The following is a 10,698-nucleotide window of genomic DNA, read 5'->3' as shown; positions in this document are numbered from 1 at the left end:
ACCCGACCCGGCGTCCGCAGTCGCAAAGAGCCACCTTCAAACCGTGGGGGAAGAATAACGTCCTTCAAGGCTGACTTCTTCAGCAGCCTGTTAAGCTTAAGCTATCAGATCAAAGAACACTCGTTGATAACTGTTATCTGTTATCGCCTGCGGCCATCTATCTCTGAAGTTGCAGGGATGTTGATACCTCCGGCCCTAAGACATTCATACAAAAGTTCTTTCTTAGTAAGCCCGCGCCTCGTTGCCTCTGCCGCAAAAGCTTCCTTGATGGGTTCTGGCACATTCGTGAAAGAGAACTGGACACGCGGGGCGTCCTTCATCGCAGATGATTTTGCTTTGCTGACACTTGGCAAAGGTGCCGCCATTGCCTTCAACTTCTTCGAGCTGTTGTCAGCATCCAGATCATCATCGAGGTTTACGCTGACTTTGGCCATGACCCGCTCCTGTAGAAACTGATGAGGCCCCTGCCCTGCAAGTCCGCCAGCACCGACTGAGCCGACCGACGCGCCGATCCTTGTGGGGCTTGCCCTGTAGACGTCATTTCCTTGAACCCTGTCCGGTGCGCGCACATAGCGTTGAGCCGAGGCACATTCTGGGCATCGAGGGCATCGACAATGGCCTGCGTGATGTTTGTTTGTGTATCCACGTCCATCATCACGACCAGGGCCGGAATCTCCTTTTCCATTGTCTCAGCAACACTTTGAACATGTGAATAGGTTCGCTTGGCTCCCTTGGCGTCAGCTTCGTTGGCCTTCGATGGTATCAGGATGAGATTGGCGGCCGCGATGGCGTGCATTGCCATTGCTGACTTGAAGCCTGCTGTATCCACAAAGATTGCGTCATACGGCGGATCAGCCTTCTTCAATGCCTTGACGGTTGGCAGAAGCTTTTCGTCATCTTCTTCGTATAGCCAGTCGAGATCGGTCTGTTCTTTTTTTGCCCACGATTCCAAGTGCCGCTGAGGGTCTGTGTCAATCACGGCGACCCTTGCACCATCCTGAACCATCAGGCTTGCGATGGCCGTCAGAAGTGTCGTTTTTCCCGCGCCGCCCTTTTCTTGCACTACGCTGATAACCTGCGTCATGGCCTGCCTCCATTTTCCCTTAACCCTTAACCCTTAACCAATAACTGTCAACACTTAACAGATATCAGGTATCTGTTAAGTGTTATGGAGCCTTGCCCTTGCGCTCATACCATTTCCGACAAAACCCTATAAAAGCGGCATCCGGGTGACGTGGTGGGTCGTTCATCCACATCCGCCATTCCTGCTCAAGCGCATAGACATCCCATGTGGGAGCAGCCTTTCGAGCCTGATCGTAGGCATCAGAAGACAAACGCACCGATACATCTGAGGCGAACGATGGGCTATCGCCGTAAATCTCTAGGAACTCGGGCTTTGGAGTAATTTCCAGTACATCATGCAAAAGCCTGAAGCGATAATCGGGCATGTGGGACTGAGCCTCATCTGCCCTGCAGATCGCCTTTACAAGGCGTTTGAACTCTTTTGCTGTAGATGTAGAGCCTGTCTTGTGTTGCAGCTTATCTAGCCCGATCCGCCAGACATCCTGCTTTCCGCAGTGCTTTCGTGCCAACTCATACAAGCGCCGCTCCAAAGGTTTGCGAAGCTGAAAATATGCTTTGTTAAGTGTTAGCACATTCTTGTTCTCGATTGCCTTGACGAGCCAGTCACCCATTTCCAGTTCCACGCTGAGAAGGCGTCCTGTGGAGTCCTCCTTGACGATCCGCGCGTCGGTGATGAATGAAATCGAACGCCATTCGCCTAAGCCATGATCATGAATGTTCGTCTCGATCTGCGTAAACTGAAGACGGGTGAGGGCACGTCGAAGCGTTGCGTAGGCCTGTCCGGTAGTATGGCGGTTTGTGGCCTTCAGCAGATCATGGGCTGAAATCCGGACACGACGACCGATCTCCTGACCTTCGTTCTTCGCGGCCATGAGTTGGCTCAAAACATAAATCAGAATATCCCTATCGAAGACATTTGCACGGCCTTCCTCAGCCGCTGGCGTGATCTTCACCTTCACGTTGCCTTGTTCGTACTCGAACGCGGCCAGGTCCTTTTTGACCGAAAGCGAAAACAGGGGGTGTTCCATAGAGGCGCGGTCACTCTTGGGCGTGGCATCCAAGATGTCACAGACAAACAGGTCCGGCTCAGTGTGCCGCTGCGGTAGCAAAGCTGTTCTTTTCCGGGGTCGTGCCATTATTCGATAATCTACCCACCATTATTCGACAGTCTGCCCACCAGAGGCGTGCATTATTCGATACTCTACACACCTTTCTTCGATAGTCTACCCACCTTTCTTCGATACTCTACACACCGGCAGGCTGAAATATAGTGAAATAGAACAACGAAATCAGTGTGTTGCGGAGATGGCGATTCTCGTAACACCTTCTATAACACATATATAACACACAAGTTCTCAGGCAGAGCTGATCATCCCCATCACATGACCACTCACCGTCGATAGAACACGCAGGCATCGACACCCGTGGTTGTCGTGGTCCAGGACGCCCCAAGGACAGCACATGTGGACGCGTTGCTGGCCAAGAAACGAGGAAGCGTCACCGTCAGCACCAGGGCCACAACCAATGCACCCAGACCAAACCAGGGCAGGCGGCTTTTAAGGCGAGCCGCTTTCTGTTCCCGTTCGAACACCGCTCGATAGGCTGTGGACCTGTCATCTTCCGATTTGGCCAAGGCCCCGATGGTCTTGTCCGTCTGGACGCCAAGGCGTCTGACAATCTCGGTCATCGCGTCTGCCGTTGCGCCCAGGTGGCTGTCGAGGGTCTGGCCCAGAAGATCCCCGTATTTTTTCGGATTGGTTTGGTCCCGTGCGGCGAAGGCCGCGATCCGCGCTTCTGTCGCGACCTTGATCTGCTTGTCCGCCACGGCGGTCAGATCGTCGATCCTGTCGGACATGCTGGCGACAGCAGTTGCCATGAGATCGAGCGTTTCGCGCAGATCATCGTCGGGGAGGTCGGGTTGGTCTGGCATCGGGAGGCGTCCTTCAGATTACTGGTCCTGCGGGACAAACAGTCCCTTGAACTCGGGATCGGCGTAATAGCGCAGCTTTTGGGCGACGGCGGTGGCTTGCCCCTGCACGCGCAGGAGCTGGTTTTCCGGGCGGAGCTGCATGATTTCATCGGGGGTGAGCAGGTCGCGGCCCGTGAGGTTGTTGCTGAAGCTGGGACCGTCACCGGGCTTGAAGCTGTCGGTCTGGAATCCGGCAGTTTCCTGACCCATCATCTGGCTTAGCCACTTGGCCGTCTCGAAATCATTCACCCCGAAGACCTGCTGCACCCCGGCATTGGCAATGAACGTGCCCGCGCGTTCGCCGTAGAGGTCCCTGAGCTGGCTCATGTCCTGCAGGATTGGCCAGAGCTGGAGGCCATAGCCTGCCATCAGCCCCATGGCGCGCTCCACGGCCTCCAAGCGACCCAAGGCGGCAAACTCGTCCAGGAGGAACAGCGTGGGCGTCTTGAGGCGCTGTGTGCCCCCCTGAGCGTCTGCAGGGCCGCTCAGGGGCCTCACGGACGCCTCAGCGTCCCGTGCAATGTCCTGAAGGGCCTGAGAGACCAGAAGGCGCAGCCAGCGGCTGTAGGCGTCCATCCGGTTCGGTGGCAGCACCAGAAACACCGAAGTGATCCGGTGGCGCAGATCGGAGAAGTGGAAATCCGACCGCGAAAGAACTTTCGCGATGCGTGGGCTGTCCAGGAAATGCGTGTGGCGCTGTGCGTTCGACAGCACCGAGGCGGCTTCGCGATCCGCCTTGCCGAGGAAGCGGTTGGCGGCGCGGGCAATCAGCCCGCCCGCCGCATCGCTGTCCTGCATCAGCTCCAGTAGCGAGCGCAGCTTTTCCGGGGGCAGGGTGAGATATTCCCGGACGGTGGCAAGCGTCCGGCGGTTGCGGTCCTCGTGGCAGACGCAGAACATGATCAGCCCGCCGAGGATGGCCTTGGCCTCCTCGTTCCAGTGCGCTTCCGTGACCTGTCCCGGCGGGTCCATGACCAGCGCCTCTGTCAGGGAGGCCGCATCCTCGCCCAGATCGAGGCTGTCCGGTGCCAGCCGGTCAAGCGGATTGTAGGCGGCAGAGGGCATCCCCGAGACCTCAAACGGATCGAGGACATGGACGGTGCCGAACCGCCGCCGGGCTTCCCCGGCGATCCGGGCATTCTCGCCTTTGGGGTCGATGACCAAAACCGAGCGCTCCGCCGCCAGCAGGTTCGGGATCACAGTACCAACGCCTTTCCCGGCCCGTGTCGGGGCGAGGGTGATCAGATGGGCCGGACCGCCATAGTGCAGCAGCCGTCCGGTGTGCGGGTTGCGCCCGATCAGAAGGCCGTCTTCCCGCTGGAGTTTCTTCAGCTCCTTGCGGTTGGCGAAGCGGGCGGAGCCGTGGCTGTCGCCGGTCAGCCCGAAGAAGGCGTCCGCGCCAGAGGCCATGCGCCAATACTGGAATCCGAAGACGCCACCAACAAAAATGAACGGCCCGAAGACCAGCCACTGCCATGCGCTTTCGCCGGGCGGTTGGTCGAAGAAGGCGAAGACGAACGGCGTGGCGACAAGTGCCCCGATCATCGCGCCGAACAGGACAGCGCCGATCATCCAGCCCAACAGGATAGGCGCGAAGATCAAACGACCGAAGAACCGGAACAGCCCTCCGAAGACGCGCATCACGCCCCGCATCAGGACGGCGTTTCCGGATCAGAGCCGGACGAGGCAGGGGAGGGAGTTCCCCAGTCCGCAAAGGCCTTGCGATCCTGTTCGCGGGGCAGGTTGCGGATCAGCCGGTCGAGCATCGCGGCAGCCCCGGAATCCCGTTCCGCCAGGTCCATGAGCGCACCGCCCAGGATCACCTTGCGCCGCGTGTCGAGTTTGCGCTGTCTGGTGCTTTCCCGGTTCTTCAGCGCTTGGAGCCGGGCCTTGGCCTGGGCATATCGTTTCTCGGCGCGCTCAAGTTCTGTTTCTGCCAAATCTCTACCCTCGCCACCAAATATTCTTGAGGTTGAAGTTGTTCTTGCCAGATCAACCGATAGCGCTTACCCGTAGGCCTGTAAAGGACAAGGGCGCACTTATGCAAACTCTCCACCTGCGGTTCCGAGATTTGCGTGCGATCTCTCTGGGGCAAAGCCCCGGCCGATGGCCATCCCCTTCGCTGCGTGCCGCCGCGACATGGAAGGGCGCGCCGCCCCTTCCAAACCATCCCAGCCCAACCTCAGCGGTTGGATCGCGTCCCGCAAGGTCGCGCCAGCGTCTCGCCCGATGCCCCACGGTGGGGGCCGGTCTGCCGCTGGCGTCTCCCTTGCGGGAGGTTCGTGTCGGTGCGAGCGCGCACCCCGGCAGACCTGACGGTGCCGACACGAACCGGGTTTGCCCCCGGCAAACCGCCAGTGATCTGTCCCCATATCCCGCCCCCCATGAGGCTGGGGATCTGGGGGCAGATCACTGGCAAGCCCGCGCGTCGGAGAGCTGTTGGCTCGCCTCAAGCGGGCTGTCTTTTCCCCTCGGACCGCGCCGGTTCCGGGCGCACTCTTGCGGAGAAAAGACGGCTGATCTGATTGCCAATGTCAGGGCATCGGCACGGATCAGCTGCGGCGCGTGGGCGCGTTTGCTTCACAGGCGAGGGGAGGACGCATGGCCAGCTACCACCTCTCCGTGAAGACGATCAAACGCAGCGCCGGGCGCTCCGCCACGGCGGCAGCGGCCTACCGTGTCGGGGAGCGTATCGAGTGCCTGCGCGAAGGCCGTGTCCACGATTACACCCGCAAGCAGGGCATCGAGGAGACCTTCATCCTGACCCCGAAGGATGCCCCGGATTGGGCGCAGGATCGGTCCCGCCTCTGGAACGAGGCCGAGGCCAGCGAGACCCGTCGCAACTCCGTCACCGCCCGCGAATGGGAGCTGGCCCTGCCGTCCGAGATCAGCGACGAGGACCGGTCGCTGATCACCCGTCAGTTCGCCGAGGAGCTGGTCAGCCGCTACGGCGTAGCTGTCGATGTTGCGATCCACGCGCCGCACCGCGAGGGTGATCAGCGCAACCATCATGCCCATGTGCTGACCTCCACCCGCAAGCTGGAAGCCGGGGGCTTCACAGCCAAGACGCGCATTCTTGATTCCGCGAAGACGGGCGGCGTCGAGATCGAGCAGATGCGTGGCCTCTGGGCCGAGTTGCAGAACCGCGCGCTGGAGCGTGTCGGGGAGGTCAAGCGCGTCGATCACCGGTCGCTTGAGAAGCAGCGCGAGACGGCGTTGGATCGTGGCGACAAGTTGAGCGCTGAGGAACTGGACCGCGACCCGGAGCTGAAGCTGGGGCCAGCGGCCAATTCCATGGAGCGACGCGCGAAGTGGATGGCCGAGCGCCAGGGCCGGGAATACAAACCCGTCACCGAGCGTGGCGCTGTCGTCCATGCCGCTCGCCAGGCACGCGCCGCCTTCCGCGAAATGCGCGAACGCCTGGACATTGCGCGGGAGACTTACGGGATGGCCCGTGAGGAAGGGCAGGGCCGTGTCTCTGCCGGTCTGGCGGCACTCAGGGCCGCGACAGCGAAGGATCGCAGCAGCGAGCGCACCCCGGAGGACTTCCAGGAGCGTCTGGCGCGCGTCGTGGACCGGTCACGGGACCAGGACGACACGCCGAAACCAGACGGCCGCAATTATGCGCGGGAGCTGCTGAAAGAGATCATGGAGAAAGACGCAGGCCGGGACGGTCAGGCGGCGGTTCACAAGTTGGACGGGCACAGTGACCCGGAGCTTGGCGAAGACACCGGGCGCGAGGCGCGCAAGCCGTCCGTCAATGAGCGCCTGAAGGACGTGCTGAACAAGCCGCGCGAGCGGCTGGAACCGGATAACGACCGTGATCATGAACGCGATGATGATGAACAGGAAAACACGCGGGACAGGGACCGTGGCGAAGGCCACAGTCTGTGACGCGGTCTGACAGGGCAAACAGAGGAGACTGAAAAATGGATGAAGTGTTCAACGTGGGAAAAACGTTGCTGCTGGATGGGCAGCCCATGTCCTTGGTTACGCCCGCAGGCGTCGAGGGCTGGATCGATCAAGGGATCAAGTACAGCTATCGCTACGATCAGGTGCGCGATCCGCTCGACGGTCAGATGAAGTACCGCTGCATCTATGAGAAGGATGGGGCGGATGTGCCGTTTGTGCTGGTCAACAGTCCAAGTAGTGGCGATGGGCGCGTGATCCTGTTTGATGATGTGCGGGATCAGCCACCGGTGTTCCATCAGCGACGGTGAGCGATGCTGCGATGCCGCAAGGCCGCTTCGAGCCCATCTTGTAAGTTTTCTGCAATGCGGCCAATGTGGAGAGTACCGTAAAGTGTGGGGCAGTTGAATTTTGGGATTGATGCTGGCAAGGATTTTGGATGTCATCCGCTTCTCCAATCTATCAGCTAAAGGTACGCCTTCTTGGGTTGAGCCCGATGATCTGGCGGCGTGTTTTGGTATCGGATTCGACGACACTGCGTGAACTGCACGGCATTCTTCAGGTTGCGATGGGCTGGGAGGGCATTCATCTGTTCCTCTTCGAGGTTCACGCGGTACAATACGGCTCGTTGGAGTTGCATGCTGGAAACCCGGATGTATCCTTGCAGCAGTTTGGGTTCCGCGAGAACGAACGATTTTCCTACGTTTACGATATGGGGAATAACTGGGAACACGAAATTCGTGTTGAAGCGATTAATCCGCCACCAAAGAAAACCTATCCGGCCTGCATAGGCGGTTCCGGAGCCTGCCCGCCTGAAGATTGCGGTGGTGTATATGGGTATCTTGAACGGCGGGATGAGGCTGACGGCTATGATGCCTGGAATGACATGGGCGTCATGGTTGGTTTCCTTGAAGATGTTGTAGCAGCGAACGCCCCCAATCGGCCGGTATCTGATTTCATGTCTGACGAGGTGGAAGCTGCGATGGAACGGATGGTTGCTCGCAAGCCGTTCGTCGACGGGAAATTCTCACGGGGTGCTGTGAACAAGCGGTTTCGATCCGGAGATCATCGCGACCTGATGCGCCAGCAGATGTGGTAAGGGCCGTCCGAAATGGTTCGGTTCCGGACAGGGCGTAATGATCTGTCCATAAATTATCTTGAACCTGTATCGAACAGGCGTATTATTTTGGACAACATTTCCGGACAGAATTGCAATGCTGTGACCAGAACATTCGCCTACGCCAGAGTATCGACCGTCGAACAGGACCCCGAAAACCAGATCCGGGAGATCGCTGCCGCAGGATTTGCGGTGGAGCCACACCGGATCATTACCGAAACGGTTTCCGGCTCACAGGCCATCGCACAGCGGAAGGGATTTGCGCGTCTTCTGGACAAGATGGAGCGTGGCGATGTTCTTGTCGTGACTAAGCTGGACCGGCTGGGGCGCGATGCGATCGATGTCAGTACGACCGTGGCCAAGCTGGAAGTCTTGGGCATCCGTGTGCATTGCCTCGCCTTGGGCGGCGTGGATCTGACCAGTTCTGCGGGCAAGCTGACGATGGGTGTGATCAACGCAGTTGCCCAGTTCGAGCGAGACCTTCTGATCGAACGCACGCAATCGGGGCTGGCGCGTGCGAAAGCGCAAGGCAAAACACTGGGGCGCCCATCAACCCTTTCGGCTGATCAGCAGGCGCTGGTCCGCGAAAAGATTGCCAATGGCGCGACAGTTTCCTCCATCGCACGCGAAATGGGCACCAGTCGGCAGACAATCATGCGGGCGAGAGATTCAGAACCAATATAATCAAGCAGGCAGACCCCGAAGATGGATATCGAAATCAGCGTCACAATAACTGCGCCAGATGGCACCGCTCACACGGATAGGATCGCCGCATTCTCCAAGGGCATTGAGGCTGCTGGTGACATCGGCCTGTCCATAGAGGAAGGCAAAGCCGTTCTTTTGGGCATCCAGCGGAAAGTTGTTGCCGCGCAATGCGAAGCGTTTTGTATCCAACGTGCCCGCTGTACGTGCTGTGATCGAAAGCTTCGTGGCAAAGGGCGCCGGCAAATTCGATACCGGACGGTCTTCGGTGACATCGCCGTTGAAAGTCCGCGCTTCTATTCCTGCCAGTGCCACAATGGTCCAGCCAAAACTTTCAGTCCTCTGAACGAACTTTTGCCCGACCATATCGCCCCGGAGTTGCTCTGGCTTGAGACGAAATGGGCTTCGCTTGTATCTTTCGGGGTCACGACTAACCTGCTGAAAGATGTCCTGCCGATTGATATGAGGCTAAATCCAGACACCATCCGCAGACATCTGGGGCGTGTGGCCACGCGGATGGAGGCCGAACTTTCTGATGAGCGTTACAGTTTCATTGAAACCAGTCCCCACCAGCGCGCCCAGCTTCCCAACCCTGAGGGCCAAATCACCGTCGGTATCGACGGTGGCTATGTTCGGTCTCGCGACGCGGGTCAGTCGCATTTCGAGGTCACCGTCGGCAAATCCATCCCCACAGATCGCCCGAGCCGCTATCTTGGGCTTGTCCAAAGTCATGATGACAAGCCCAAGCGGCGACTGCATGAAGTTTTGAAGGATCAGGGTTGGCAGGAAAACCATCCAGTGACATTCATGACTGACGGTGGAGACACCGTCATCCACATGGCGCGACACATGGCACCTTCCTCTGAGCATATCCTGGATTGGTTCCACATCACCATGCGCATCACCGTCATGCAGCAATACGTCAAAGGGCTTGCGCATCACAATCCCGCAGAGGCCGAAGCCATTGCCCGCCTGCTGCGCCAGATCAAAGGGTTCCTTTGGAATGGCAACCTTCACAATGGTCAGGCAGCGATCGAAGACCTTGTCATCGATCTGGAAGTTGTCGAGACGGACTATGCCAGCATCAAGGCACTTCGGAAGGCGGCGTCCGAGTTCGAGACCTACATCGCCAACAACGCCTTGATGATCCCGAACTATGCGGAAAGACGACGGTACGGTGAACGCGTTTCAACCGGCTTTGTCGAAAGCACCGTCAACACCGTTGTTGGAAAGCGCTTCGGCAAGCGGCAGCAAATGCGCTGGTCAAAACGAGGCGCGCACCTCATGCTGCAAACCCGAACCAGAGCCCTCGATGGCACCCTGCGCGCCAAGTTCGAGCAATGGCATCCGGCGTTGAAGCCTTCGTCCGAAACCGAAATGGCTGCATGATTGCCCCACACTTTACGGTACTCTCCCAGGACAAGGGGATACGTGCCTGCATCCCAGGCCGGAAGAAACGCAAGACGGCGATCAAATACGATAAGCGGAGATACAAGCGGCGTAACCGCATCGAGATCATGTTCGGCAGGCTCAAGGACTGGAGGCGCGTCGCGACCCGCTATGACCGATGCCCCAAGGTGTTCCTCTCAGCCATCGCCCTCGCGGCTCTCGTCATCTATTGGTTATGAATCCTGACCCTAGGTAGACCTGCAGTCTTTTGCTTGATAGGGGTAGGGCGCATAAAGCCCGCGGAATCGAATTGGACCCGATCAGCGAACGAACCATCTTGGCCCGCGGCGTGCGAAAAGCTGCAACTTGAGGCCTGACACACGACCGCAATCAATCTTGTCCAGACAGATCAGAAAATCCTTGCAAAACCGGGGGCAATGGTATGGACCCCGCCGACCTCGGGCGGTGTATCTTGGAAAGGCAAACAGGAGGGTGCATGCCATGGAAATCAAAAGGATCGGCCTTGATC

General features: G+C 58.7%; 11 protein-coding genes and 1 pseudogene. 6 read left to right on the top strand and 6 right to left on the bottom strand.

The features are described from left to right. Nucleotides 1-140: 140 nt before the first annotated feature. The 6 genes from ACSSV4_RS22610 to ACSSV4_RS22585 all read right to left on the bottom strand — a co-directional run bounded on the left by ACSSV4_RS22610 (nucleotide 141) and on the right by ACSSV4_RS22585 (nucleotide 4,992). Nucleotides 141-434, bottom strand: a complete 294-nt coding sequence (locus ACSSV4_RS22610; RefSeq protein ID WP_037239032.1) for a hypothetical protein — start codon at nucleotides 432-434, stop codon at nucleotides 141-143. After that, the gene (locus ACSSV4_RS22605) at nucleotides 416-1,084 is read right to left on the bottom strand and encodes a ParA family protein (RefSeq protein ID WP_037239034.1); all 669 of its coding nucleotides are present in this window, start codon (nucleotides 1,082-1,084) and stop codon (nucleotides 416-418) included. Before ACSSV4_RS22605 ends, ACSSV4_RS22610 begins: the two co-directional genes overlap by 19 nt. A gap of 82 nt (nucleotides 1,085-1,166) precedes the next feature. After that, nucleotides 1,167-2,219, bottom strand: a complete 1,053-nt coding sequence (locus ACSSV4_RS22600) for a replication initiator protein A (RefSeq protein WP_075571766.1) — start codon at nucleotides 2,217-2,219, stop codon at nucleotides 1,167-1,169. 254 nt (nucleotides 2,220-2,473) lie between these two features. After that, complete coding sequence (locus tag ACSSV4_RS22595; RefSeq protein ID WP_037239036.1) at nucleotides 2,474-3,013, bottom strand: hypothetical protein; 540 nt, start codon at nucleotides 3,011-3,013, stop codon at nucleotides 2,474-2,476. Between the two features lie 18 nt (nucleotides 3,014-3,031). After that, nucleotides 3,032-4,693, bottom strand: a complete 1,662-nt coding sequence (locus ACSSV4_RS22590; RefSeq protein ID WP_245875216.1) for a type IV secretory system conjugative DNA transfer family protein — start codon at nucleotides 4,691-4,693, stop codon at nucleotides 3,032-3,034. 11 nt (nucleotides 4,694-4,704) lie between these two features. Then, nucleotides 4,705-4,992 (bottom strand): hypothetical protein, encoded by a 288-nt coding sequence (locus tag ACSSV4_RS22585; RefSeq protein ID WP_037239041.1) that lies wholly within the window; start codon nucleotides 4,990-4,992, stop codon nucleotides 4,705-4,707. Between the two features lie 661 nt (nucleotides 4,993-5,653). Between ACSSV4_RS22585 and mobQ the strand changes: the two genes are divergently transcribed. From mobQ to ACSSV4_RS22555, 6 genes and pseudogenes are all read left to right on the top strand, one after another. Next, the gene (gene mobQ, locus ACSSV4_RS22580; protein WP_037239043.1) at nucleotides 5,654-6,946 is read left to right on the top strand and encodes a MobQ family relaxase; all 1,293 of its coding nucleotides are present in this window, start codon (nucleotides 5,654-5,656) and stop codon (nucleotides 6,944-6,946) included. A gap of 35 nt (nucleotides 6,947-6,981) precedes the next feature. Further along, on the top strand, nucleotides 6,982-7,272 hold the full coding sequence (locus tag ACSSV4_RS22575; RefSeq protein ID WP_037239045.1) for a hypothetical protein: 291 nt from the start codon (nucleotides 6,982-6,984) through the stop codon (nucleotides 7,270-7,272). A 128-nt stretch (nucleotides 7,273-7,400) separates the two neighbouring features. Beyond that, a complete protein-coding gene (locus ACSSV4_RS22570) occupies nucleotides 7,401-8,060 on the top strand; it encodes a plasmid pRiA4b ORF-3 family protein (RefSeq protein WP_037239049.1) in 660 nt (219 codons plus the stop codon). Between the two features lie 120 nt (nucleotides 8,061-8,180). Next, nucleotides 8,181-8,762, top strand: coding sequence for a recombinase family protein (locus tag ACSSV4_RS22565; protein ID WP_037239051.1), 582 nt, complete (start codon nucleotides 8,181-8,183; stop codon nucleotides 8,760-8,762). 21 nt (nucleotides 8,763-8,783) lie between these two features. Beyond that, the gene (locus ACSSV4_RS22560; protein WP_037239053.1) at nucleotides 8,784-10,169 is read left to right on the top strand and encodes an ISKra4 family transposase; all 1,386 of its coding nucleotides are present in this window, start codon (nucleotides 8,784-8,786) and stop codon (nucleotides 10,167-10,169) included. 26 nt (nucleotides 10,170-10,195) lie between these two features. Next, a pseudogene (locus tag ACSSV4_RS22555) lies at nucleotides 10,196-10,408 on the top strand (IS5/IS1182 family transposase); the annotation flags it as partial. Nucleotides 10,409-10,698 lie beyond the last annotated feature (290 nt).

The organism is Roseovarius sp. MBR-154 (assembly GCF_053628595.1).
This window is presented reverse-complemented; position numbering and strand designations above follow the sequence as displayed.

Bases quoted from the DNA above. Each gene is read 5' to 3' on its own strand.
- ACSSV4_RS22610 (WP_037239032.1), bottom strand. From the start codon at position 434: ATGGCCAAAGTCAGCGTAAACCTCGATGATGATCTGGATGCTGACAAC.
- ACSSV4_RS22600 (WP_075571766.1), bottom strand. From the start codon at position 2,219: ATGGCACGACCCCGGAAAAGAACAGCTTTGCTACCGCAGCGGCACACT.
- ACSSV4_RS22605 (WP_037239034.1), bottom strand. From the start codon at position 1,084: ATGACGCAGGTTATCAGCGTAGTGCAAGAAAAGGGCGGCGCGGGAAAA.
- ACSSV4_RS22595 (WP_037239036.1), bottom strand. From the start codon at position 3,013: ATGCCAGACCAACCCGACCTCCCCGACGATGATCTGCGCGAAACGCTC.
- mobQ (WP_037239043.1), top strand. From the start codon at position 5,654: ATGGCCAGCTACCACCTCTCCGTGAAGACGATCAAACGCAGCGCCGGG.
- ACSSV4_RS22590 (WP_245875216.1), bottom strand. From the start codon at position 4,693: ATGCGCGTCTTCGGAGGGCTGTTCCGGTTCTTCGGTCGTTTGATCTTC.
- ACSSV4_RS22570 (WP_037239049.1), top strand. From the start codon at position 7,401: ATGTCATCCGCTTCTCCAATCTATCAGCTAAAGGTACGCCTTCTTGGG.
- ACSSV4_RS22575 (WP_037239045.1), top strand. From the start codon at position 6,982: ATGGATGAAGTGTTCAACGTGGGAAAAACGTTGCTGCTGGATGGGCAG.
- ACSSV4_RS22560 (WP_037239053.1), top strand. From the start codon at position 8,784: ATGGATATCGAAATCAGCGTCACAATAACTGCGCCAGATGGCACCGCT.